Origin of the sequence: Salipiger pentaromativorans (genome assembly GCF_024721115.1) — a bacterium.
Classification (GTDB): domain Bacteria; phylum Pseudomonadota; class Alphaproteobacteria; order Rhodobacterales; family Rhodobacteraceae; genus Salipiger; species Salipiger pentaromativorans.
Window position 1 is genome coordinate 84,864 of the sequence record NZ_JAMDHK010000009.1, and the last position, 25,031, is coordinate 109,894.

General features: G+C 67.6%; 16 protein-coding genes. 11 read left to right on the top strand and 5 right to left on the bottom strand.

Annotation, left to right across the window (positions count from 1 at the left end; genetic code table 11):
• Positions 1 to 112: 112 nt before the first annotated feature.
• On the bottom strand, positions 113 to 1,252 hold the full coding sequence (locus M4578_RS14700; RefSeq protein ID WP_258094042.1) for a glycosyltransferase family 4 protein: 1,140 nt from the start codon (positions 1,250 to 1,252) through the stop codon (positions 113 to 115).
• 267 nt (positions 1,253 to 1,519) lie between these two features.
• Here M4578_RS14700 and M4578_RS14705 point away from each other — a divergent pair, with 267 nt between their 5' ends.
• From M4578_RS14705 to M4578_RS14725, 5 genes are all read left to right on the top strand, one after another.
• Complete coding sequence (locus M4578_RS14705) at positions 1,520 to 2,920, top strand: hypothetical protein (RefSeq protein WP_258094043.1); 1,401 nt, start codon at positions 1,520 to 1,522, stop codon at positions 2,918 to 2,920.
• 9 nt (positions 2,921 to 2,929) lie between these two features.
• On the top strand, positions 2,930 to 4,225 hold the full coding sequence (locus M4578_RS14710) for a glycosyltransferase family 4 protein (protein WP_258094044.1): 1,296 nt from the start codon (positions 2,930 to 2,932) through the stop codon (positions 4,223 to 4,225).
• A gap of 223 nt (positions 4,226 to 4,448) precedes the next feature.
• A complete protein-coding gene (locus M4578_RS14715; RefSeq protein ID WP_258094045.1) occupies positions 4,449 to 6,518 on the top strand; it encodes an acyltransferase family protein in 2,070 nt (689 codons plus the stop codon).
• Positions 6,515 to 8,080, top strand: a complete 1,566-nt coding sequence (locus tag M4578_RS14720; RefSeq protein ID WP_258094046.1) for a GMC family oxidoreductase N-terminal domain-containing protein — start codon at positions 6,515 to 6,517, stop codon at positions 8,078 to 8,080. The genes M4578_RS14715 and M4578_RS14720 overlap by 4 nt, the downstream gene beginning before the upstream one ends.
• Positions 8,077 to 8,844 carry an SDR family oxidoreductase gene (locus tag M4578_RS14725; protein WP_258094047.1) on the top strand — a complete coding sequence of 256 codons (768 nt, stop codon included), beginning with the start codon at positions 8,077 to 8,079 and terminating at the stop codon, positions 8,842 to 8,844. Before M4578_RS14720 ends, M4578_RS14725 begins: the two co-directional genes overlap by 4 nt.
• Before the next feature lie 30 nt (positions 8,845 to 8,874).
• On the opposite strand, the gene M4578_RS14730 is transcribed toward M4578_RS14725, so the two are convergent.
• Complete coding sequence (locus M4578_RS14730; RefSeq protein WP_258094048.1) at positions 8,875 to 9,639, bottom strand: WecB/TagA/CpsF family glycosyltransferase; 765 nt, start codon at positions 9,637 to 9,639, stop codon at positions 8,875 to 8,877.
• Positions 9,640 to 9,944: 305 nt separating this feature from the next.
• On the opposite strand from M4578_RS14730, the gene M4578_RS14735 reads away from it, so the two are divergent.
• From M4578_RS14735 to M4578_RS14760, 6 genes are all read left to right on the top strand, one after another.
• On the top strand, positions 9,945 to 11,069 hold the full coding sequence (locus tag M4578_RS14735) for a Gfo/Idh/MocA family protein (RefSeq protein WP_258094049.1): 1,125 nt from the start codon (positions 9,945 to 9,947) through the stop codon (positions 11,067 to 11,069).
• Positions 11,057 to 12,025 (top strand): NAD-dependent epimerase/dehydratase family protein, encoded by a 969-nt coding sequence (locus tag M4578_RS14740; RefSeq protein ID WP_258094050.1) that lies wholly within the window; start codon positions 11,057 to 11,059, stop codon positions 12,023 to 12,025. The genes M4578_RS14735 and M4578_RS14740 overlap by 13 nt, the downstream gene beginning before the upstream one ends.
• Complete coding sequence (locus tag M4578_RS14745; protein WP_258094051.1) at positions 12,022 to 13,260, top strand: glycosyltransferase family 4 protein; 1,239 nt, start codon at positions 12,022 to 12,024, stop codon at positions 13,258 to 13,260. The genes M4578_RS14740 and M4578_RS14745 overlap by 4 nt, the downstream gene beginning before the upstream one ends.
• Positions 13,257 to 14,216 (top strand): glycosyltransferase family 2 protein, encoded by a 960-nt coding sequence (locus tag M4578_RS14750; protein ID WP_258094052.1) that lies wholly within the window; start codon positions 13,257 to 13,259, stop codon positions 14,214 to 14,216. Before M4578_RS14745 ends, M4578_RS14750 begins: the two co-directional genes overlap by 4 nt.
• Before the next feature lie 12 nt (positions 14,217 to 14,228).
• Complete coding sequence (locus M4578_RS14755) at positions 14,229 to 16,328, top strand: NAD-dependent epimerase/dehydratase family protein (protein ID WP_258094053.1); 2,100 nt, start codon at positions 14,229 to 14,231, stop codon at positions 16,326 to 16,328.
• Between the two features lie 222 nt (positions 16,329 to 16,550).
• Positions 16,551 to 17,921, top strand: a complete 1,371-nt coding sequence (locus tag M4578_RS14760) for a CpsD/CapB family tyrosine-protein kinase (protein ID WP_258094054.1) — start codon at positions 16,551 to 16,553, stop codon at positions 17,919 to 17,921.
• 261 nt (positions 17,922 to 18,182) lie between these two features.
• Here the strand turns inward: M4578_RS14760 and M4578_RS14765 are convergent, their stop codons facing one another.
• The 3 genes from M4578_RS14765 to M4578_RS14775 all read right to left on the bottom strand — a co-directional run bounded on the left by M4578_RS14765 (position 18,183) and on the right by M4578_RS14775 (position 25,027).
• Positions 18,183 to 19,508: a GumC family protein gene (locus M4578_RS14765; protein ID WP_258094055.1), complete on the bottom strand. Its 1,326-nt coding sequence runs from the start codon at positions 19,506 to 19,508 to the stop codon at positions 18,183 to 18,185.
• A 214-nt stretch (positions 19,509 to 19,722) separates the two neighbouring features.
• Complete coding sequence (locus tag M4578_RS14770) at positions 19,723 to 20,379, bottom strand: 4'-phosphopantetheinyl transferase family protein (RefSeq protein ID WP_258094056.1); 657 nt, start codon at positions 20,377 to 20,379, stop codon at positions 19,723 to 19,725.
• 4 nt (positions 20,380 to 20,383) lie between these two features.
• A complete protein-coding gene (locus tag M4578_RS14775; RefSeq protein WP_258094057.1) occupies positions 20,384 to 25,027 on the bottom strand; it encodes a MupA/Atu3671 family FMN-dependent luciferase-like monooxygenase in 4,644 nt (1,547 codons plus the stop codon).
• Positions 25,028 to 25,031 lie beyond the last annotated feature (4 nt).

Consider the following 25,031-nt stretch of genomic DNA (forward strand, 5'->3'; position numbering starts at 1 on the left):
CGGGCGACCCGGCGAAAGGAACGGCTGTCCCCCGAAGACTTAGGCGAGACCCGGCCCGCGTGCCAGTATTTCGCCTGAATCGCTTTAAAAAACGAAGGTTCGTTTGCTGCGGCTATCGCTGTTGCCGCGCCACCGTCTCGTGCAGCACATCGGCCACGCGCCGTCCCCAGGCATCCCAGTTGAGATGTTCTTCGTATTCCCGCCGCGCGGCGCGCGACAGCGCGGCATAGGCCTCGGGGGTGCCGGCGTAGCCTTCGATCATGTCCGCAAACGCCGCGGGTTCGCTGCCCGGAGGAAGCGCATGCCCGTTGATCCCGTCGCGCACGGGCACGCCGCCCACGCGCAGGCACAGCGCCGGCAGGCCGTGGGCCGAGGCTTCGCAGAAGGCGAAGCCATAGCTTTCGTAGGATGGCTGGACGAGGAAATGCGCCGTCTCATAGGCGCGGGCAAAGGTTGCGGCCTCTTCGGGCACGGATTTGTCGAGCTGCGGATGCACGGTGACCCACTCGTTGCGGTGGAACTCCGGCGGGACGCAGCCAATCACCGTGAGCCGCGCGTCGAGCCCGCGCGCCCGCAGCGCCGCCATCGTGTCGAAGGCGATGGGGCCGCCCTTGGCAAACCAGTCGCGGCCGACCAGCAGCAGTTCGACCGACCGGTCGCGTGCGATGGGCGAGGGGGTCGGGGGCGGAGGCGGGGCGATGCCCGCGCCCCAGGGCACCATCAGAGAGGCGCTCTGGTCGAGCCCGTAGCGGCTGTCCGCCGCGTCCTTGAGCCATTGCGAGGGCCAGAACAGGACATCCGTGTTGCGGAAGACGCGGCTTTCGCAGCGCTCCACCCAATTGTCGAGGCGCCGTCCGCCCGGGTATTTCGACGGGTGCGCCTGCCCGATCTCGGAATTGCGGTAGACGGTTTGGGTGGCGTCCGAGGTGAAGGCGGTCACCAGCGGCGCGGGCGGCGCGACCCTGTAGAGCGAATGAAAGGAATAGGCGCAGAACAGCACGTCGTAGCGACCGCGCGCAAGCTCTGCCCGGACATGGCGTGCGATCAGCGGGGCCAGCGCCAGATGCGCCCGCCAGCGCAGCCGCAATGCGATGTCGTCGGGCAGGCGGCATATGGCACGGCGCAGAGGCTCGGCCAGCCCCCAGGACTGCGAGAGGATCGTCACGTTGCCCGCATGTTTGCGCAGCGCGTCATAGATACGCGCATTGCCGCCGGAATAGAAATTCCGGTCGAGCGGGGAGAAATCGCACAAATAAGCGATGTTCAGCCGCGGTGATGTCACCCGTCCTGCCTCTATTCTTTCCGGTCCCAAATGCGCTTTGCCGAAACAATACGGCGTCATAATGACCCATCTTTGCCAGAATAGGTCAATTCCTCGATTGTGCCATATCTGCCAGTTCTCGATTGTTTCGGTTTCTAGAGGGCGACAGCCGCCATCTTGCCTGTTATTGTCGCGCTCGCAGTCTGGGGCATGGGGGGCCTGCAGGATGCCGCGAGCCCGGGATTTGCGAAGCACAGGATGCCGAACCCTCTAGCCTATCTCATGCTGGCCATCTGGCCGCTGGTCACCATCATGCTGTTCCGCCGGCTGCCGGTCGAACGGGCGCTGATCCTGTCGCTGATGGTGGGCTATCTGTTCCTGCCGGAACCGCCGGCGGCCTTTGACCTGCCGCTGATGCCGCCACTGACCAAGCACAATATCCCAGCTCTTACCGCCTTTGCCTTCTGTCTCTGGAAATACGGCCCCGGGGGCTCGATCCTGCCGCAGTCGCTGGTGGGCAAGGTGCTTTTGCTGACCTTCATCCTGTCGCCGATCATGACGGCGGTGAACAACACCGAGCCGGTCTTTTACGGCCGGATCGGCCTGCCGGGTCTCAGCGTCAAGGATGCCCTGGCGCTGATGGTGCAGCAGTTCCTGCTGATCCTGCCCTTCCTTCTGGCCCGGCAGTTCCTGACCAGCGGCGGGGCACAGCGCGATTTCCTGGTGGCGCTGATGTGGTGCGGGCTGGTCTATTCGCTCCTGATGCTGATCGAGATCCGGCTGTCGCCGCAGCTCAACAACTGGATCTACGGCTACTACCAGCACCTCTTCGGCCAGTCGATCCGGGCGGGGGGCTACCGGCCCGTGATCTTCCTCTATCACGGGCTTTGGGTCGCTTTCTTCATCATGACCGCCGCAGTCGCGAGCTTTGCGCTCTGGCGCCTCGACGAGCGCATGCACAATGTGAAGGTGATCGGCGCGGCGCTGTATCTGACGCTGATCCTGGTGCTGGCCAAATCGCTGGGGTCGCTGATCTTTGCGGTGGCGATGATCCCCTGCGTGGTGCTGCTCGGGCGGGTCACGCAGATCAAGGTGGCGATCCTGATCGGGGTGCTGGCGATCGGCTATCCGATCCTGAAGGGCGCCCATCTGGTGCCCGAGGACAAGATTCTGGCGCAGGCCGCGAGCATCGACCCGGAGCGCGCCAATTCGCTGGAGTTCCGCTTTACCAACGAGAACATCCTGCTCGACCGGGCCTATCTCAAGCCGGTCTTCGGCTGGGGAAGCTGGGGGCGGAATCACATCCTCGATCCGGTCACCGGCAATATCCAGACCGTCACCGACGGGCGTTGGATCATCGTCATCGGGATCTATGGCTGGGTCGGATTCCTGGCCGAATTCGGGCTACTGGTGCTGCCGCTCTTCCTGCTCTGGCGCGAGGCGATCGCGGCGCGGCGGGATGCGGTTTCGCCCTTTATCGCGCCGCTCTCTCTCATGCTGGCGATCAATGTGTTCGATATGATTCCGAACGCCACGCTGACGCCGCTGACCTGGCTCTTGGCGGGGGCGCTGACCGGCTATGCCGAGGCGCTCAAGGCAGAGCGGCTGAAACAGGGCCCGGTGAACGGTCGGGCCCTGAAATGGCAATCCATCATGTGAAGGCGTCCGATGACTGAGGTGAAACGACCCCGCGTGCTGGCGATTGCCGAAGCGGCCAATCCCGAATGGGTCAGCGTTCCGCTGGTCGGCTGGTCGCTGGCCAATGCGCTGCGCGACGTGGCCGATGTGCATATCGTCACCCAGGTGCGCAACCGCGACGCCTTCCTGCGCGCCGGGCTGACCGAGGGCACCGAATTCACCGCCATCGATTCCGAGACCTTCGCCCGCCCGATGTGGAAGCTGGCGGAAAAGCTGCGCATGGGCGAGGGCAAGGGCTGGACCATGGTGCAGGCGATCAACGCGCTGAGCTATCCCTGGTTCGAGCGGCTGGTCTGGCAGCGCTTCGGCGCCGCGATCCGGGCCGGGGACTATGATGTGGTGCACCGGATCACGCCGCTGTCACCGACGATCTCCTCATCTCTCGCGGGCCGTTGCGCCCGGGCGAGGGTGCCCTTTGTGCTGGGGCCGCTCAACGGCGGAGTCCCCTGGCCCAAAGGGTTCGACGCAGAGCGCCGGCGCGAGAAAGAATGGCTGAGCTACCTGCGCTCGGCCTACAAGCTGTTGCCGGGACGGGGCGCGACGCTGGATCAGGCGGCGGCGATCCTTGTCGGCTCGCGCCACACAGAAGGCGAGATTCCTTCCCGACATCGGGAAAAGACCCTCTATATCCCCGAGAACGGCATCGACCCGGCGCGGTTCAACCGCGTCGCGGCGCCCGAACCCGGCGTGCTGCGCGCCTGTTTCGTGGGCCGGCTGGTGCCCTACAAGGGGCCCGACATGCTGCTGGAGGCTGCCGCGCCGCTGTTGCGGGACGGCCGGATGCGGCTGGAGATGATCGGCGACGGGCCGATGATGGCGGGCTTGGTGGCGCAGGCCGGGGCGCTGGGCGCCGCCGCCGGGGTGACCTTTCATGGCTGGAAGGAGCATCGCGAGGTGCAGGACATCATGGCCGGCTGCCATCTTCTGTCCTTCCCCTCGATCCGCGAGTTCGGCGGCGGGGTGGTGCTCGAGGCCATGGCGCTGGGCGTCGTGCCGCTGATCGTCGATTACGCGGGGCCTGGCGAACTGGTGGTGCCGGGGACCGGTCTCAAGGTGCCCTGCGGCACGCGGGACGAGATCGTGCACGGCTTTGCCCGGGCGCTGGAGGCGTTGGCGCAGGATCCGTCCGGCCTGCCGGCGATGGCCGACGCGGCCCGCGCACGGGTGCAGAGCCACTTCACCTGGGCGCGCAAGGCCGGGCAGGTTGCGCAGGTCTATGACTGGCTGCGCGCGGGCGCTCCGGCCCCCAAACCGACATTCTTCTGAGCCGCGCGGCTTTCCCGGTCTTGCGAGACAGTCCCAGCCCTTCGGTGACATTGTTTCGGCAAGCCCGGGCAAGATTGACGTTCCGGCAACACTTGCGGAATAGCCTCGGCCGCGCCGCCGCATTGCCTTTGAATCGCCCCACTCGATCCGCTAGGTAACCGCGAGGCGCGCCACTGGGGGCATGCGGCGCGAAACGTTCACCGGAGAACCCGGATTGCGAGTGATGAGACAGGCCCCGGCCACCACGACCGACTCCAGCGCCCAGGACCCGGGCTATACCTCGCTGCCCTACCGCAGCGACATCGACGGGCTGCGCGCCATCGCCGTTCTGGCGGTGCTCTTCTATCATTTCGGTCTGCCGGGTTTTGACGGCGGGTTCGTCGGCGTCGATGTGTTCTTCGTCATCTCCGGCTTCCTGATCGGCGGCATCCTGTGGCGCGAATACGAGTCCACCGGCCGGATCTGGCTGCGGCATTTTTATGTGCGCCGCTTCCGCCGTCTGGCGCCCGCCTTTTTCACCATGGCCATGGTGACGGCGCTGTTCTCCTGGGCGCTGCTGCTGCCGTTCGAGTTCCGCGAATTCGGCAAGCAGCTCATCTCGGCCACGATCTATCTGTCGAACGTGCTGTTTTTCCGCCAGGCTGGCTATTTCGATACGGCCTCCGAGGACAAGCCGCTGCTGCACACCTGGTCGCTGGCGGTGGAAGAGCAGTTCTATGTCTTTCTGCCGCTGTTCATCCTGCTGTTCTCGCGCAACCGGCGGGCTCTGCTCGTTGCGCTGGTGGGCTGCTGGGCGGCCTCGCTCGCGGCCTGTATCTGGTTCACGCCCAGCCACCAGACCGCGACCTTCTACCTTTTCCCCTTCCGCGCGTGGGAGCTGCTGAGCGGCGTTCTTCTGGCGATCTGGGGCTGCGAGACCGGGCGCCGCTGGCGGGGCCATGCGCTGCTCAGCGGCCTTGGTCTGGCGCTGGTGCTGGGCTCGCTGCTGTTCATCCCGGCCGGGCCGCATTTCCCCGGGCTGTTCGCCGTCTTCCCGGTTCTGGGGGCGGTGCTGCTGCTGGCCAATGGCTGCGGGCGCAATCCGGTGAACCGGCTGTTGTCGACCCGCGAGGCGGTGTTCTTCGGCAAGATCTCCTACTCGCTCTATCTCTGGCACTGGCCGGTGATGACGCTGTCGGTCTACCTGCGCGGCGGCTATGCCAATCTGGCCGAGGCGGTGGTCTGGATGGCGGTCTCGGTGGGGCTCGCCTGGCTGTCCTGGCGCTTTGTGGAAAACCCGGTCCGGCATCTGCGGGTGCCGGGGGTGGCGATTCTCGGCGGCACGGCGCTGGCCTCGGCGGCGATGCTGGGTCTGGGCGGCTGGCTGTATCTCAAGGACGGGCTGCCCGGGCGCTTCGGCGCCGAGGTGCGCCCGCATATCGCCGCCTCCGCCGATTTCCTTCAGGACTGGAGCCGCTGTCACACGCCGGCTGAGGGCCCGCTCATGGGGCTCGAGATCTGCCCGATCGGGCCCGACGGGACCCCCGAAGTGCTGGTCTGGGGCGACAGCCATGTGCGCGCCTTCAAGGAGGGGCTCGACCTTGCGGCGCATGAGGCGGGCACGCCGGGGCTCATCATCTGGCGCGCGGGCTGTCCGCCGCTTTTCGATGTGCGCAAGGTGGAAAGCGCCGCCACGCAGGCGCAGGACACTGCCTGCACCAACGCCAATCTTCAGATCAAGCAGAGCTTCGACCGGCTGGACGGGCTGAAGAAGGTGCTGCTGATCGGCCGCTGGACCTATTACGCCAATGGCACGGGCATCGGGCTTGATGCCGAGAACACAATCGCGGTTCATCCGGTCGAAACGCCCACCCATCTGGGCGAGCCGCAGGCGGCAATCGTCGCCACCGCCGCCGAGGCGACGGTGAACAGGCTGCTCGACACGTTCGAGGAGGTGATCGTGTTGCGCCAGCCGCCCGAGATCGCGCAGTACGACAGCCGCCTCGCGGCGCGCGAGGCGGCGCATCGTGGCTGGCCGCTGGCCAAGGCGCCGGTGACGCAGCCCGACATCCCGCGCGCCGCGCTGGCCCAGCGGATCGCCCCGGCGGAAGCGCCCTGGCGGGCACTGGCCGAATCCGGTGTGGTCACCTGGCTCGATCCCTGGCCGCGCATCTGCGATGACACGGCCTGCCATGCGCTGGTGGACGATGCGGGCTATTATTTCGACAACAACCATGTGACCAACAGTGCCGCGCGCGCGCTGCGCGACCTGTTCGCGCCGGTCTTCGCATCGGGCGAGGGGGCCGGATCGTGAGCCATCCCGCAAGCGAGGTCGCCTGGGATGTCATCGTTGTCGGAACCGGGGTCGGGGGCGGAACCGCCGGCCGGGCGCTGGCCGAAGCCGGGCGCAAGGTGCTGTTTCTCGAACAGGGTGCCGTCGGAAAGCGCAGCGCGCGCAACGGGCTGTCCGAGGTCTTCGTGCCCGAGGCGCGGCTGGCGCGTGGTCTTTGGCCCGGGCCGCTGCACGCCACGGTGAACGGGCAGGACAGCGCCTTTTACGCGCCGCTGGGGGCGGGGGTCGGCGGCTCCTCGGTGTTCTACGCGGCAACGCTCGAACGGCCGGAACGCCACGATCTCGACGATCTGCCCGACCGTCCTCACCCCACCGGCGGCTGGCCCGTGGGTTTCGACGCCATGCGCCCGTGGTTCGACCGCGCCGCCGCGCTTTATCACATCCACGGCACACCCGATCCGCTTTCGCCCGAGCCGCCGCTGCCGCTGACGGCGCCGCCGCCGCTGAACGCGACCGAGACCGCGCTGATGGCGGCCTTCGAGGCGCGCGGGCTGCACCCTTATCATGCCCATACCGCCATCGACCGGGTCGAGGGGTGCCTCAACTGCCTCGGCACCAAATGCCCGCGGCGCTGCAAGATGGACGGGCGCTCGGCCGGGGTCGAGCCGGCGCTGGAGACCGGGAATGCCACGCTGATCGACCGGGCCGAGGTGACCCGGCTTCTGGCCGAGGGGGACCGCGTGACCGGGGTCGAGGCCCGCATCGGCGGTGAACCCCATGTGTTCGCGGCGCGGCAGGTCGTTCTTGCCGGGGGCGCGCTGGGGTCGCCGAAACTGCTGCTCGCCTCGGCGTCCGAGCGCTGGCCGGAGGGGCTGGCGAACGGCTCCGGCTTGGTCGGGCGCAACCTGATGTTCCATCTGAACGAGATGTTCGCGCTCTGGCCGCCGCGCGGCACGCCCGATGGCGGCGCGACCAAGGCCATCTCGCTGCGCGATCTCTATCTGACAGAGGGCGCGCGGCTGGGCATGGTGCAGGCGATGGGCATTCGCGCCTCCTATGGCGAAATCGTGCATTACCTGAACCTGATGCTGGCCCGGTCGCCGCTGCGCCGGGTGCCGGGGCTCAACCAGTTGACCCGCATCCCCGCGGCGATTGCGGCCAGGCTTTTTGGCCATGCCCAGATCTTTGTCGGGCTGATGGAGGATCTGCCCTATCCCGAGAACCGCGTCACCTATGCGCCCGAGCATCCGGACCGGCTGTCGGTGCGCTACGATTTCCATCCCGAGCTTCTGACGCGCCGCCGCGCCTTCCGCCGCGCCATCGCGCGGGCGTTCCGGGGGCAGCGGCGGGTGTTTCTCGGCATGGGGCCAGAGCTGAATTTCGGCCATCCCAGCGGTACGCTGCGCTTTGGTGACGATCCGGCCATGTCGGTGCTGAACGCCAATTGCCGCGCCCACGAGCTGGCCAACCTGTGGGTGGCGGATGCGTCGTTCATGCCCAGCTCGATGGGCGTGAACCCGAGCCTGACCATCGCCGCCAACGCGCTGCGCGTGGCCGATGCCATGATGAAGGAGCAGCCATGACCCGCCTTTCACCGCAGGACGGCATCGCCATCGTGACCGGCGCGGGGTCGGGGCTTGGCCGGGCGCTGGCGCTGGAACTGGCCCGTCAGGGCTTTACCGTGGTGGGAACCGGCCGCCGCGCCGCCGCGCTGGAGGAGACGCGGGCAGAGGCGCCGGAGCGGTTTCACCCGCTTCCGCTGGATGTGAGCGATCCGCGGGCGGTGGCCGAAGCCATTGCCGGGATCCGTGCGCGTCACGGTGCGATTGCGCTGCTCATCAACAATGCGGCGGTCTATCCGCGGCGCGATTTCCTGGATGAAAGCGCCGAGAGTTTCATGGACACGGTGGCGATCAATCTTGGCGGCACGGTGGCCTGCACCCGCGCCGCGCTCGAGGATATGTGCGAGACCGGGCGCGGGCGGATCCTGAACGTCGCGACCTTTGCCGATCTCAATCCGCTGCCGGCCTCCGCCGCCTATGCGGTGTCGAAAGGGGCGGCGCGGATTTTCACTCGTGCGCTGATCGCCGATCTGGGCGACCGGTTTCCGGACATTGTCATTGGTGACTGGATGCCCGGGATGCTCAAGACCTCCATGGGCATTCCCGATGGCGTGCCGCCCGAGGTTTCGGCGCGCTGGGGGGCGGAGCTGGCGCTGCGGGCCGATCCGGCGCTGACCGGCGCGGTGTTCGAGATGGACACCGAAGTCCTGCCGCCGCGCGGGCTCAAGGGCAAGCTCAAGGATCTGCTGTTGCTACGGCGCCGGCAACCGCGCCGGCTGACATGACGCGGCCCGCCAGCGGGCGGGCCGGGATCGTCAGTGTTGCGGAGATCGGAACCGTTGCAGCATCGCGCGCAGCACCTGTCCCGGCAGGATCGCCAGGCATTTGAGATAGCGCGGCCCCAGCCGGCGCGGGCTGCTCAGCGCGCGCCAGAGCCATTCCAGCGCAAAGCGCCGGGCCCAGTCCGGGGCGCGTTTCTGGGTGCCGGCAAAGAAATCGAGCCCGGCGCCGATACAGGCAAAGCCGATCTGCGGTGCCTTGCGGCGCCCGGCCGCGGCAAAGATCTCTTGCTTGGGCGCGCCGAGGGCGATGAAGCACAGCCCCGCGCCCGAGGCGGTGAGCCGGGCAAAGACCTCGTCCGCGCCATCGCTTTCGGGGTCGAAGCCCATCGGCGGGGCGATGATCGCCGAGACCTGTAGGTCGCGCACCTCGCGTTCCAGATAGCTTTTCGCAGCGGAAAGCGAGGCGGTGGTGCTGCCCACCAGCGCCACGCTCACCCCTTGCCCGGCCGCCAGCCGCGCCAGTGGCAGGATGGCGTCCGATCCGGGAATGAGCTCGACCGGACGGCCCGCCAGCCGCGACATCCACACGATGGGGTTGCCGTCGGCCACCACGAAATCCTGCGCCAGATAGGCGCGGCGGAACGCCGGCGAGGCGCGCAGCTTGACCAGATGGTCGAGATTGATCGTCGCCAGGGCAAACCCTTGCTTCTGTGCCAGCCGCTCGGTCACGCGGGCCTGCAACGCCGCCCAGGTCGGCACGTTCACCGAAATCCGTTCACCGGCTATTCTGAAATCCATATTCCGACACATCCCTCCGGCCCCGCTCCTCCTCATAGCGTAAATCTGTGGCAAACGGAGGGCCGGGACATGCCGATTTGCGGCGAACCGTGTCCCCGGCGCCTCAGCCGCGCGGCATTTCCGGCACGGAGCGGGGATCATGGCCAAAATGGGGCAGTCTGCCGAAATATCGTCAAGATTGTCTGGTGAATGAAGCGTTAACCGGCAGGGTCGGGATTCGCGAGTAGGAACGTCATGACCATTCACACCCCACCCCGCAGACGCGGGCCGTTCATCGTTTTGCGCAGCGCGCGAAAGGGGGCGTGATGCAGCGGATCTCGATCCTTGGTTGCGGCTTTGTCGCCGATCTCTATCTGCGGTCGCTTCAGGCGATGGAAGGGATCGAGGTGGCCGGCGTCTATGACCGCGATGCTGCGCGGCTCGACCGGTTCTGCACGCATTGGGGCCTGCCCGCCAAACAGTCGCTGACACAGTTTCTGGCGGATGCGCCGCCGGGCGGGGTGATCCTGAACCTCACCAACCCTTCGGCGCATTACGAGCTGAACCGCGCCTGCCTGGAGGCGGGGCATCACGTCTATTCCGAAAAGCCGCTCGCGATGGAGGTGTCCGAGGCGAAAGAGCTGCATGCGCTGGCAAAGGCGCGCGGGTTGCTGCTGGCCTCGGCGCCCTGTTCGGTGCTGGGCGAGGCGGCGCAGACGCTGGGCCATGCGCTGCGCAAGCAGATCGCTGGCACGCCGCGCGCGATCTATGCCGAGCTTGATGACGGGTTCGTGCCGCAGGCCGCCTATACGAAATGGCTGTCCGAGACCGGCGCGCCCTGGCCCTATGAGGACGAGTTCCGCGTCGGCTGCACGCTGGAACATGCGGGCTATTATCTGGGCTGGCTGATCGCGTGGTTCGGCACCGTCCGCACGGTGGTGGCCGCCAGCGCCGAAACCATCCCGGACAAGACGGGCAACGGGCCGATGGCGCCGGATCTGTCGGTGGCGACGCTGTTTTTCGAGAACGGCCCGGTGACGCGGCTGACCTGCTCGATCGTCGCGCCGCACGATCATTCGATCCGGATCGTGGGCGACAAGGGTGTGCTGCGCTGCGATGCCGCCTGGGACAATGCCGCCAAGGTGCGCTTTGCCAAGCGCATGACGGTCCGGCGGCGGCTGATGGAGCACCCGTTCCCGCGCCGCATCACGCTGGGCAAACAGACCCATCCGAAGGTGAAGCGCTGGGGCGCGGCGGCGATGAATTTCATGCTCGGCCCGGCCGAGATGCTCGAGGCGCTGGAAACGGGCCGCGCCTGCCGGCTGTCGGCGGATTTCGCGCTGCACATGACCGAGGTCACGCTGGCGATCCAGAATGCCGGAGAAACCTCGGGGGCGCAGGCCATGACCACCCGCTGCGATCCCATGGAGCCGATGCCGTGGGCGAAGTGACCCGCATCCTGATCACCGGCGCGGGCGGGTTCATCGGCCGTGCAACGGTTGCCGAGGCCCGCGCCCGGGGGCTGGAGGTCGTGGCGCTGGTTCGCAAGACCAGTCCCGCCGCGTGGTCGGAGGATACCGGGATCACGGTGGTGATGGCCGATCTTTCCGATCCCGGGGCCATTCCTGTGCTGTCGCAGGCGGTGCAGGGGTGCGATGCGGCGATCCACGCTGCGGCGCATCTGGGGGGCGATGCCTCTGCGCTCGAGGCCGACACGCTTGCCGCAACGCGCCATCTGCTTGCGGCGCTGCCTGCGGGCCTGCGGCTGGTGCTGGTCAGCTCGATCACTGTCTATGACACGATGCGTGTGGTGCCGGGCACGGTGATCGACGAAGACACGCCGCTGGCCGTGCCGGGGCAGGCGCATGACGCCTATGCCGAGGCAAAGCTGGCGCAGGAAGCGCTTTGCCGGGCTTCGGGCCATCCGCTCTGGCTGATGCGGCCGGGCGCGGTCTGGGGGCCGGGGCGCACATGGCACGCGTTGAACGGTTTTGCCGTCGGACCGCTTCAGGTGACGCTCGGCTCGGATGGGGCCTTGCCGCTCACCCATGTGACACAGGTGGCGCGGGCGCTGGTCGGCGCCGCCCAGACCGACCCCGGGGGCGTGACGGCGCTGAACGTGATCGACGACGACCTGCCGACGCGCGCGCGCTTCGTCGCGGCGCATCGCCGGGCGACCGGCTGGCCGAAGCTGGCGCTGACGCTGCCCTGGACGCTCTGGCTGGGTCTCACGAAGCTGGTGCGCCCTCTGGCCGCGCGCCTGCCCGGCCTGCTGCGCGAGCCGATCCTGCGCGCCCGCATCATGCCGCTGCGCTGGCCCAACACCGCGCTGCGCGCGGCACTTGGCGGCCAGGACGACGCCGCTTTCGACGAGATGCTGACCCGCTCGGTGGAGATCCGAACATGACGCTGCCCAAGCTCGCTTATCTCACCGGGGAATACCCAAGGGCATCCGACACGTTCATCCAGCGCGAAGTGGCGGCGCTGCGGGCGCAGGGCCACGAGGTTCTGACCTGCTCGATCCGCACCACCGGGCCCGAGCATCTGGTCGGCCCGGAACAGCGCGAGGAACATGCCCGCACCTTCAAGGTGCTGGACGCGGCAAAGAATCCGCTCCGGCTGATCAAGGCGCATCTGCGCTGGATGCTGCGGCCCGGACGTTACCTCTCGGCCCTGAAACTCGCCTGGCGCACCGCGCCGAAAGGCATCAAGGGACGGCTCTTCAATCTGATCTATTTCGCCGAGGCCGGGGTTCTGGCCGACAGGCTCGCCAGCGAGGGGGTGCAGCATCTGCACAACCACATCGCCAAGGCGTCCTGCACGGTGGCGATGCTGGCCAGCGCGCTGTCGGACATCCCCTACAGCTTCACCATTCACGGCCCGGACATCTTCTTCGAACCGCAGCACTGGCGGATCGACGAAAAGGCGGCGCGCGCGCGGTTCGTCGCCTGCATCAGCGATTATTGCCGGTCGCAGCTCATGTGTTTCGCCGCGCCGGCCTATTGGGACAAGCTGCATGTCATCCATTGCGGCATCGACCCCGACCGCTACAGCCCGGCGCCGCATGACGGGCAGCATCTGCTCTTTGTGGGGCGGCTGGCCGGGGTCAAGGGCGTGCCGATCCTGCTCGACGCGGTGGCCGCGCTGAAAGAGCGCCACCCGGGGCTGCGCCTGACCCTGATCGGCGACGGGCCGGAACGCGCCGCGCTCGAGGCGCGGGCCGCGGGGCTGGGCGATACGGTGACGTTTCTCGGCTATCGCAGCCAGGCCGAGGTGGCCGAGGCGCTGGCGAGGACCGATGTGTTCGTCTTGCCGAGCTTTGCCGAAGGCGTGCCGGTGGTGCTGATGGAGGCGATGGCGGCGGGCGTGCCGGTGGTCACCACCCAGATCGCGGGGATCCCCGAACTGGTCACCCCCTGGGAAAGCGGGGTGCTGGTGCCGCCCGGCGACGCCGAGGCGCTGACCGCCGCGCTCGACCAGCTTCTGAGCGACCCCGGCCAGCGCCGCGCGATGGGCGCGGCGGGCCGGGCCATGGTCGAGGCGGAGTATTCGATCCACAGCGAGGCGGCCCGGCTGTCGTCGCTTTTCACGGCCTATGTCGCGGGAGAGCCCTCGCCGCCGAAACGCGAGGTGCTGGAATGATCCCGGTGGATGTCGTCCTGATCGGCCGCAACGAGGGCGCCCGTCTGGTCGCGGCGCTGGCCTCGGTCGCCGGGGCTGCGCGTCAGGTGGTCTATGTGGATTCGGGCTCGACCGACGACAGCATTGCCGAGGCGCGCAAGATCGGCGCCACGGTGGTCGAGCTGGATATGTCGGTGCCCTTCACCGCCGCCCGCGCCCGCAATGCGGGTTTCGAGGCGCTGGAGGTGCCGGAGCTGGTGCAGTTCATCGACGGCGATTGCGCGCTGGTGCCGGGGTTCCTCGACGCCGCGCGGGCGCATCTGGAGGCGCACCCACAGCTCGGTATGGTCACCGGCTGGCGGTCGGAAATCCACCGCGACGCCTCGCTCTACAACCAGCTCACCGATTTCGAATGGCGCCGTCCTGCGGGCGAGATCCTCGCCTGCGGCGGCGACATGATGGTGCGGGCCGAGGCGTTCCAGGGCGTCGGCGGGTTCGACCCCACGGTGATCGCCGCCGAGGATGACGAGTTCTGCACGCGGCTGCGCAAGGCGGGCTGGGTGCTGGAGCGCATCCCGGCAGAGATGACCCGCCACGACGCCAATATGCACCGCTTTCGCGAATGGTGGATTCGCGCCGTGCGCACCGGCCACGGCTTTGCGCAGGTGGGGCATCTGCACCCCGAGTATTTCGTGAAGGAGCGCAAGCGCGTGCTGGTCTACGGGCTGGCGCTGCCGCTTTTCATCCTGATCGGCGCGTTTCTCTGGTGGGGGCTGCCGGTGCTGGGTCTTGTCGCCTACGCGCTGAACTATCTGCGCACCGCACAGGGGCTGATGCGCGAGGGGCTGCCACGGGCAGAGGCCTTCCGGCATTCCATCCTGCTGACGCTGTCGAAATTCCCCAATCTCATCGGCATGGCGACCTTCCACTGGCGCCGGCTCCGTAACGCGCAGATGCGCATCATCGAATACAAGTGAGGGACTGAGTCCATGTCCGAACCGACACGAGTGGGCCTGATCGGGGCCGGGTATATCGCCACCTGGCACGCCGACGCGCTGAAAGCCACGCCGGGCGTCACCGTCGCCGCGATCTGCGATGTTTCGGAAAGCGCCGCCAAGGGCATGGCAGACGCCTATGGCGCCCAGCCCTTCACATCGGTCGAGGCGCTGATCGAGAGCGGCTGCTGCGACGCGGTGCACATCCTGACGCCGCCGCATCTGCACAAGCCGCTGGCGATCCAGTGCCTTGAGGCCGGTCTGCATGTGCTGGTCGAAAAGCCGGTCGCGGAAAGCGCCGGGGAAACGCGCGAGATCCTCGCCGCCGCGCAGGCGGCTGGCAAACGGTTCAGCGCCGGGCACAACTTCCTTGGCCTGCCCTCCTACGAGCGGTTGAAACAGATGGTGCAGGCGGGCGAGCTGGGCCGCGTCTCCGCCGCCGAGATCAGCTATGCGCTGCCTTTGTCGCCGCTGCGGTCGGGGCCCTTCAACCTCTGGCTGCTGCGCGAACCCAAGAACCTGCTGCTCGAGGTCGGCCCGCACCTGATGGGCTTTGTGGTCGATCTGTTCGGCACGCCCGAGATCACCTTTGCCGAGGCGACCAAGCCCGTGGACCTGCCCGGCAACGATCCGCGTCCGCAGGCCTTCCGCATCCTCGCCCGCGCGGGCGAGGTCGAGGTGGCGCTGACCGTCTCTCTGGTCGAAACGCAGGACGACCGTTCGGTGACGCTGCGCGGCTCTTCGGCACGGGCACGGCTGGATTTCGCCAGCGACGTGCTGATCGTCGAGCGCGAGAATACCTCGGACCTGATTGTGAACCCGCTGCGCAAACAGCTCGACCTGAGCGGCCAGCATCTGCGTGAGGGCCTGCGCAACGCCTGGACGCAGGCCAAATCGCTGAACCAGAAAGGCCCCTATGCGCTCAGCTTCCGGGGCATGGACCGCGCGCTTTACGGCAATATGAGCGCACCGCAGGACGCGCGGTTCAGCGGCGAAAGCGCCGTAACGGTGATGCAGGCGCTCGACGATGCGCTGGCGTTGATCCCGGCGGAAAAGCTGGCGGTGAAGGCCCCCGCCGTGCAGACGCGGCAGCCGAAACCCACCGCCATGGTGATCGGCGGCACCGGCTTTATCGGCCGCGCTCTGACCCGTCGCCTTGTGGCCGACGGGCACGACGTGCGCGTGCTGTCGCGCGGGCGCAGCGGCCCCTTCCCCGACCTGCCCGATCAGGTGGAGACCGTGGGCGTGTCGCTGCACGATCTGGAGGGGCTGACCGAGGCGATGAAAGGCATCGACGTGGTCTTCAACCTCGCCAAGTCGATGGACAAGACCTGGGCCGATGCGCTCATCAACGATGTCGGCGTGGCCACCCGTGTCGGCATGGCCTGCGAACATGCGGGGGTGAAGCGGCTGGTCTATACCGGTACCATCGCCAGCTACGACATGTCGGACCCGGCGCAGCAGATCACCGAGGATACGCCCTTCCCCGACGACATGACCGACCGCAACCTCTATGCCCGATCGAAAGCGGAGTGCGAGCGCCAGCTCATGCGGCTGCACCGCGAGCGCGGGCTGCCGCTGACCATCGCGCGCCCCGGCATCGTGGTCGGCCATGGCGGCCCGCTCCAGCACTGGGGAATCGGGCGCTGGCACGGTGCCGGGGCCGTGCGCATCTGGGGGCCGGGCGAGAACATCCTGCCCTTCGTGCTGATCGACGATGTGGCCGACGGGCTGGTGCGCATGGCCACGCGCACCGCCGCCATCGGCCAGAGTTTCAACCTGATCGGCGAGCCGATGATGTCGGCACGCGGCTATTTCGACGCCATCCACGAGGCGCTGGGCGCAAAGATTCGCGTGACCAGCGGCAATCTCACGGCCTTTTACCTGTCGGACGCGGTGAAATACGGGCTCAAGAAATACGCCCTGCGCAAGCGCGGTGTGATCCGCCCCTCGCTCGCCGACTGGAAGAGCCGGGCGCATTTCTCGCCCTTCGTGAACAGCAAGCCGAAAGAGGTTCTGGGCTGGGAACCGGAAGCCGACCGCGGCGCGTTTATCGAACAGGCCATCACGCAGGCCAACCTGATCGGATTCTGACGGATCGGCTTGAGGGGTAAACAATGCCCTAAAACAATCCTTATTCTTGACAGATTCCTCTGGTCTAAAGGTGCAAGGTTAACGAGCGATCCGGGCTGAAACGCGCAGAGCGCCGGAAATGGGCAGGCAGATGCAAACGACCGATTATTTGGTACAGTACGACCCGCAAGGATGCCGGAACGGCAGCCGGGGGATGGCATGTGTCTGGCGGAGCCAAGAGGCATGAACATGGTCGATCGCCCCAAATTCCGCCGTAAACGCCGGCCTTCGGACGAGGCCGCGTCGCAGGGCTTTGCCGAAGACAGCCCGATCGAGCCGCTGGAAACCCGCGAGGAGCGGCTCGCCCGCCGGCGCGCGGCGGCCGAGGAAAAGGCGCGTGCGCAGGCCGCGGCGGAAGCGGCTGCCCGTGCCGAACAGCGGCGCCAGGCACAGGCCGCCCGGCAGGCGCAGGAAGACGCGGCCCGGCGCAAGGCCGAAGAGGCCCGCAGGGCAGAGGAGGCGCGGCGCGCGGCAGAGCGGCTGGACGCCGAACGCCGGGCCAAGGCCGAGGCCGCCCGCCAGAAACGTGCGGCGCAGGAACAGGCCCGTCTCGAGCAAGAGGCTGAACAGCGCGCCCGGGAACAGCGCGAGGCGGAGACCCGCGAGGCCGCCCGTCGCGCCCGCATCGACGCCGCGCGCAAGGCCGAACGGGCCCGCCGTGCGGACGAGGCCCGCAAGGCCCAAGCGCTGCGCGAGGCAGAAGACGCCCGTCAGGCAGAAGAGGCGCGCAGGGCAGAGGACGCGCGTGCCGAAGAGGAGGCGCGGCGCGCGCAAGAGACCGCCCGGGCCGAGGCTGCCGCGCGCGCGGAAGAGCGCCGCGCGGCCCCCGTCCAGCTATGGGACAGGTTGCCCGAATTTTCGGTCGATGCCCGCCATCTCGCCCGTCAGCGGATCGTCACCGCCGAACGTCAGGATCCGGCGCATGCCGCCTTCGACGTGCTGCGCACCCGTCTCTTGCAGGCGCTTTCCGAGAATGGCTGGAAACGCGTGGCGATCACCTCTCCCACCAAGGATTGCGGCAAGACCTTCACCGCGGCGAATCTCGCCATCAGCCTGTCGCGGCAGGAAAACTGCCGGACATTGCTGCTCGACTGCGATCTGCGCCGCCCGACGCTGCACAAGGTCCTGGGGCTGCGCAATCCCGGCTCGATGGGCGACATGCTGCGCGGTCGGATCCCGCCCGAGCATCACCTGATGCGGCTTGGGCCGAACACGATCCATGCCGGGCGCAACATCGCCTTCGGTTTCAACGGAGCGGTCGAGCCCTATGCGTCCGAGCTGCTTCAGGACCCCAGAACCGAAGAGGTGCTGCAAGGGATCGAGACGCGCCTCGCGCCGGATGTGATCCTGTTCGATTTGCCGCCGGCCCTCTATTATGACGACGTCATCGCCTTCCGGCCGCTGTTCGACGGCGTGCTTCTGGTGGTCGGCGGCGGTCTGACCACCGAAAAGGAAGTGCGCGAGGTCGAGCGCCGCCTGGGCGACAGCACCCCGCTTCTGGGCACGGTGCTGAACAAGGCCGAAGGCACCAAGCTGCGCAAATACAGCTACTGAACAGCGTCCGGTAGGCCTGCCTCCGTGTGGGGCGTCCACAGAATCTGCGTATTTGGAAAGAGAAGAACCACAGGGCGCTTGCGGTCCTGTGGTTTTCTTCTCTTGGGACAATACGCCCGCCGGAGGCGTTCGGGAGTGTGGGCCGGTGTCCGGTTCCTGGCCAGGTGCATCGCTGTCGGGTCGGCAGATCCTGAACGGTCTCTTCAAACGATATTGCCCGGCATGAGCCGGGCAATCGCTTTCGGCCTGCGGTCGCGGGCGTCAGGGCTGCGCGGTGCGCGGCAGCAGTTTCTCCACCAGCGCCTGCCAGGGGATCCGGTCGCCTGCGAAGCGGATCACTGCCCAGACCGAGGCGGCCAGCAGAGCGAGGCTCGCAAAGATGCCCAGCCCCTTGCGGCGGCGGTCGCGGCGCGAGCGGATCGGCGGGATGGCGACCACCGGTTGCATCCCGAGGGCGCGTTCCATCTGCGCCGCGCTGCGGATTGCGGGGTTCATCAGCTCGATGATGAAAGCGGCGGCGATCCCGGCGATGACGCTGGCCACGGCGCCCATGGTGGCGACTTTCTTGCGGCTGCGCGACGAGGGCACCTCGGGCACCAGCGCGGTTTCCAGAACCTCGAACCGGTCCATCTGCTGACGGTCTTCCAGCATCTGCCCCATCTCGGCCTCGGCCTTGCGGCGGGTGATGACGCTATATTGGTCCTGAAGCTGCGAGAGGCTCCGTTCCAGCCCGTTCAGTTCGCGCTCGACCTCGGGGGCGCGCAGGATCGTGTCCTGGATCTCGGCGATGCGGGCCTGAACCAGCGCGCGCTGTTCGCGCATCAGCGTGACCTGCCGCGCCAGAACCTCTTCGCGCTGGCGGCTGGAGTTCGCTTCCATCGCGACGATCTCGCGATCCAGCTCCAGCTCGTTGTCCTGGAGAGTCGTCAGCTGGTCGCGCAACGAGATCAGCCCGCCCGGCAGGGCCGAAGCGTTTTCCCGCTTGTAGGCGGCAACGCGGGCGTCCATCTCTTCGATCTCGGCTTCGACGCGCGCCGCCTCGCCTTCGAAGAAGCTCAGGGTTTCGCGGGCACGGCCGGCGCTGCGGCTGCGGGACTGGTCGATCATCGTGTGCATCAACTGGTTCGCGAGATCCGCAGCCTTTTGCGGATCGTCCAGCGTCACGGTGATGAGCAGGCCCGAGGGCGCCTCCTGGGTGGCCTGGAACGCATTGGGATTTGCGCGGATTTCCTCGATGCGAACCGATTGGCGCATGTGGAACACGCGCTCGTTGATCGTCATGTCGGGATCGCTGGTGAACAGCGCATGGTCTTCCATGATCCGCACGAGATTGTCGCGCGACATCAGGCGCTGTTCGATCAGACGCACCCGGCGCGCGGCATCCTCGCCCTGCGCCGTGGCACCAGCGAGCGAATCCGGCACCTGGGCCTCTTCGATCTGCACCACCGCAGTGGCTTCGTAGGTCTTGGTCTGGTTGAGCGCGATCCACACCGACAGGGCGCAGCCGAGCAGGGTCACAAAAAAGATCAGAAAGGTCCGGCGCCGCAGTGCTGCGAACACCTCGCCGATCGACTGGAACTGGTTCATCTTACTGCTCCCGCAACGTGTGGCCCCCACCCTGCGTACCGAAAACCCGTCTTACCGCCCAACCGACCTGTGGGATCACATATCACCCGAGGGAAGCGCCGCTTTCGTGTCACAATTTACCCAAATTGCCCCTTTCTCGCCATCGTTTTTACGCGCGTTTCGGGAAACAAACCGTGTCCGGTTCGGGGATTTGGGTCACATTTTCGACATATTGTCAGGCTTTTGCCGGGATCAGGCACAGAGACAGGATCAGACCGTGCAGAATCTTCTGTCGCATGGGCAGAAGGGCGCCTTTTCCGAGCCCAATTTCCGCCACCATGCGCATCTGCCCTGCCACAAGATCGCCCTGCATGGCATCGAATCCGAACAGGCTTTGCGTCAGCGGGTACTGCGCCTTGTAGGCCGCTTCCTTGGCGCTGAAGAGGCGCGCGGCGGCGCGGGCGGGGGGAATCGGTGCCAGGCGGAGCAGTTCCTCCGGCGTGGCAATCTCCGAGATGATGTCGGCGGGCAGGTCGGCGTCGGGTTCCAGATCGGCACCGATGGCGTGCCAGTCCGAGGCACGGCCGACCAGTGCCAGGCAATTCCCCGCACTATGGGTGATGCTTCCGACGAGTCCCTCGGGCCAGACAGGCGCACGGTCGGGGGCCATCGGGATTGCCTGAGGGGCAAGGCCGAGCTGCGCCATGGCCTGCCGCGCGGCGCGGCGTCCGCCGGCGAATTCCGCCACGCGGGTCGGCAGGGCGTTGCGCAAAGCGGCGCGCTCTTCGGGGAAGAGCGCGCCGGGGTCGCTGGTCGGTTTGCAGATGGCCCAGCCCAGACCGGCGGGAAGGCCGGACCGGGCGAGGGCAGCGCTCAGCCGCTCGGGAGACATCTCCTCAGGCGCTGCGCCGGGCCCGCATCGCGCGGCGGCGGGCCATGGCGTCGGACCGGGCGTTGGCGCGGTCGTTGCCCGCAGAGGCTTCGGCGGGTGCGGCAGCCGCGGGTTCGGGCGCTGCGGTCGCGGCGGGAGCCGGTTCCACAAGCGCGGCGACGCGGGCGGTCAGATCCTCGAGCACCGGGAAGCGGAAGATGTCGGTGATCGACAGCCCCTTGGCCCCCAGCTCGTCGCGGATCGACCGGTGCGCCTGCACCGCCAGAAGCGAATGCCCGCCCAGATCGAAGAAGCTGTCGCGCCCGGTGATGTCGGCGACGCCTAGCACCGTCGACCAGATCTCGGCGATCTGCGCCTGGAGCTTCACCGTGCCCTGCGCCGTCACCGGCAGTGCCTGCACCACCGGCGCGGCCTGCGGCATCGCCGGCTTCGGCGCGGCCACCTTCCTTGCCATCGGCGCCGGCAGCGCTTTGCGGTCCACCTTCTTGTTCGGCGTCAGCGGGAAGGCGTCGAGCCGTACCAGATGGGTCGGAACCATGAAGGCGGGGAGATCGGCGCCCATCGACGCCTTCATTGCCGCCTCGTTCAGCGGTGCCTCGGAGGTGTAGTAGCCCACCAGACGCACATCGCCCGGCTGATCCTCGCGCGCGGCAACCACCGCCTGGGTGACGCCCGCCTGCGCCTCCATCACCGCCTCGATCTCGCCCAGCTCGATGCGGAAGCCGCGCAGCTTCACCTGATGATCGACCCGGCCGATGAAGTCGATCTTGCCGTCGATCCGGCGGCGCACCAGATCGCCAGTGCGATACATCCGACCGCCATGGAACGGGTTTTCGACAAAGCGCTCGGCGGTCATCTCCTCGCGGCCCCAATAGCCGCGCGTCACGCCCTCGCCGCCGATCCACAGCTCGCCCGGCATGCCCACGCCCACCGGCTGCTGCGCGTCGTCCAGCACATAGAGCTGCTGGTTGGCGAGCGGCAGGCCGATATTCACCACACCGTCCGCGCCCGAGGCGACCTCGGTCGAGGACCAGATCGTCGTCTCGGTCGGCCCGTACATATTGGTGAGCGAGGCCTCGGTGATCTTGGCGAATTCCTGCACCAGCGCGCCGGGCAGCGGCTCGCCGCCGAGGAACAGATGCTGCACTTTCGACAGCGCATAGCGCGCCTCGTCGTTCATCGCGATCATCCGGGCCATGGAGGGCGTGCACTGCATATGCGTCACGCCATGGCGCAGGATCTGCGCGGCGATGGAGAAATCGTCGGCATCCAGCTCCGGCGCCACATTGGCCGCCTTCACCACTTTCGCCAGCGGGCGCAGCCCTTCAAGCACCTGCTCGCGCGCGATGCCGTAGTCGATCAGACAGGCGATCTCGGTCACCCCGATCCGCTTGAGCTGCTCGGTCCGCGCCAGCGCGTCCTCGACGGTGCCGAAGAGGCCGCTTTCGTTGAAATAGCGCTCGAAGGCGAAATCGAGAATGGCTTCCAGATCCTCGGGGGTGAGGATTTCCAGATCCAGCTCGAACGGGTTGTTGAGCCCCTTGGGCCGCTTGAAGGCGGGGAAGGTCCAGGCGTATTGCTTGATCAGACCCGCCGCCGAGCGCAGATATTCGCGCATCGGGCCGCGCGCGGTTTCTCGCGCCTCGTCGCGGGTCTCCGCGATATAGGTGTGCAGCATCAGCGAGACGTTGAAATCCGCCGGGTCGTGGCCCGCCTCGCGCAGCGCCGCGTGATAGATGCGGATCTTGTCGGCGACCTCGTCGATGGACTGGCCCAGCAGGTGGGTCAGCACGTTGCAGCCGAGCCGCCCCGCCTCTTTCCAGGTGTCGGGATTGCCCGCCGTGGTCACCCAGATCGGCAATTCGGACGAGACCGGACGCGGCTGGGTCACAACGTCGAACATGGTGCCGTCCTGACGCGGGAAAGGCACCGGCTCGCCGCGCCACAATTTGCGGATCTGGTCGATATTCTCGATCATCGCGGGCTTGTTGTTGGGCGGCGTGTTCTCGGGGCGCAGCACAAAATCGTCGGGCTGCCAGCCCGAGGCGATGGCCAGCCCCGCGCGCCCGTTGGTCAGGTTGTCGATCACCGCCCATTCCTCGGCGATGCGCGCCGGGTGGTGCAGTGGGGCGACGACAGACCCCGAGCGCACGGCGATATTGCGGGTGACGGCGGCCACGGCGGCGCCGGTCACCGAGGGGTTCGGGTAGGGGCCGCCAAAGGCGTGAAAGTGGCGTTCCGGCGTCCAGACAGCGGAAAACCCGTTCTCGTCGGCGAATTTCGCGCCTTCCAGCAGCATCGCGTATTTGTCGCGGCCGACGCCATCGTCGTTGCCCCAGTAGTAGATCGAGAAGGCCATCTCGTGATCCGACAGCGGCATCGGCCCCTTGGAGATCAGCCCGCGATCCTCGTCCGAGGTCAGCACGACCTTGAAGCCCCGCGCGGTGGTGTAGAACAGCTCCAGCACCGAGATGTCGAAGCTGAGCGAGGTCACCGCCAGCCAGGTGCCCGCCGGATCGTGCGGCACATTGGCATCCATGCCGAGGTAGAAGTTCAGCACGTTGCGATGCTCGATCATCACGCCCTTGGGCGTGCCGGTCGAGCCGCTGGTGTAGATCACATAGGCCAGATCCTCGGGCGTGCTGGCGGCACCCAGAGGTTCGGACGTGGCCTGCGCAAGACGCGGGTCGGCGTCGATCACCAGAATTTCCGCGTTGTGTTCGGGCAGGTCGGCTTTCAGCGCCGATTGCGTGACGATCACCGGCGCGCCGCTGTCGGCGATGTAATGCTTGAGCCGGTCCGCCGGATAGGACGGGTCGAGCGGCAGATAGGCGCCGCCCGCCTTGAGGATGCCCAAGGCGCCGACCATCAGGTCGACCGAGCGGCGGGTGAAGAGGCCCACAACCGTGCCCGCCTGCACCCCCATGCCGCGCAGCACCTGCGCCGCCTGATTGGCGCGCGCGTCGAGCTGGGCATAGGTCAGCGACTGGTCTTCAAAGACCAGCGCCACGGCGTCGGGGGTCTTCGCGACCTGTGCCTCGAAGGCCGCCTGCATGGTCAGGCTGCGGTCATGCTCCTGCCCGGTGGCGTTCCAGGCGTTCAGCACGAGATCACGCTCGGCCTCGGGCAGCGCGGGCAGGGAGGCGAGCTGAGCGTCGCTTTGCGCCGCGCCTGCCAGCAGCTCCAGCCGCGCGGCCAGCAGCTCGGCCTGCGCCTGCGGCATGCGGCCCGTGTCGGTGTGAAGCGTGGCGCCATCTGCGCCCAGTTCGACGGTAACGGCGGTGCCGGGGATATGCCCTGCACCGAAGCTCAGGCCCACATGCGGCACCTGCGGCGCGCCGGAAAGCGCGGGGTCGCGGGCGGGCAGATCCGTGGCGAACCCTTTGTGTTTCTGCACCTTGGCCAGTTCACCCTCAACGGCCTCGGACAGCGCCTGAACGGTGCCCGTCGCCTCGACCCGCAGCGGCGCCCAAGGAGCGATGAAGCCGCCTTCGGAGAGACCTTTCAGCGTCGCGTCGGCATAGGCCAGATCGCAGATCTCGTGCCCGTCGAGCCGCGCCGCCCAGGCGGCGACCAGCGCGATGGCGGTCACGTCCGAGCCCAGCGACAGCGGGCGCGAGACCAGTTCGCCACCGTTTTTGCCAAGGCCCTGAAGTTCGACCGGGGCAAGCGAGGTCAGGCGCTTGCGCCAGTAGCCTTCGCCGCCTGCGACCTGCGAAATCTTCGCATCCACAGTCCTACGCTCGTCGGCAGAAAGAACGTCGAGCACCTCACCCGGCTTGCCCACCTGCGCGACCAGCGCCAGTGCGCCGCAGACATGGGTGAAATGCTCCATCTTCAGCGCGCCGCTGCCGCAGGCGATGGTCAGATGATCGTCGGTCGCTTCCAGCACCGCGCCGGGCGCACCGGCGCCTTCGACGGCCACGGCCTTGCCCACGAGCCAGAGCTTGCCATGCGACCGGACCTTGGGGGAGGACAGCGGGTTGGCATAGCCGCCGTGATCCAGCGCCCGGCAGAGCTGCGCCAGTTCGGCAGCGGGCCGCGTGAAATCCAGCAGCCCATGCGCCGAGGGCCGGTCGGCCAGCGCGTGATAGCTGCGCAGCGACAGATCCTGCGGCACCCGGCGCAGCCCGTGTTCGAGCTGCTCCATCAGATCGCCGAAGCTGTCGATGGCGGCCTCATAGGCCTTGGTGTTGAGCGTCAGCGCCGTATCCGCCGCCGAGATGTCGAAGCCGCGCGACACCAGAATGTCGCCCTCGTCCACGCCGCCCTCGATCATGTGCCAGGTGATGCCATGCCGGCTTTCGCCCTCGATCAGCGCCCAGACCGGCGCGTTCAGCCCGGCGTGGCGCGGCAGCGGGCCGTCGTGGAAATTGACCGCGCCCTTGGCGGGCATCGCCAGCACGGCGGCGGGGATGATGTCGAGGTTTGAGATCGACAACAGCCAGTCGAAGGAGAGGCCCTCAAGCCGCTCGGCCAGCCCCTTGCCCGGGGCCACCACCGTCAGACCGCGGCCTGCCGCCCACGCCGCGATGTCCGCGTTGCGGGTGATCACCGCTCGGATGGGGTGCCCTGCGGCCAGCAGCTTTTCGCTGCACTGGACGAGAAGGGATTCGTTGCCGATTACCACACTGGAAAACTGGGCCATGTTG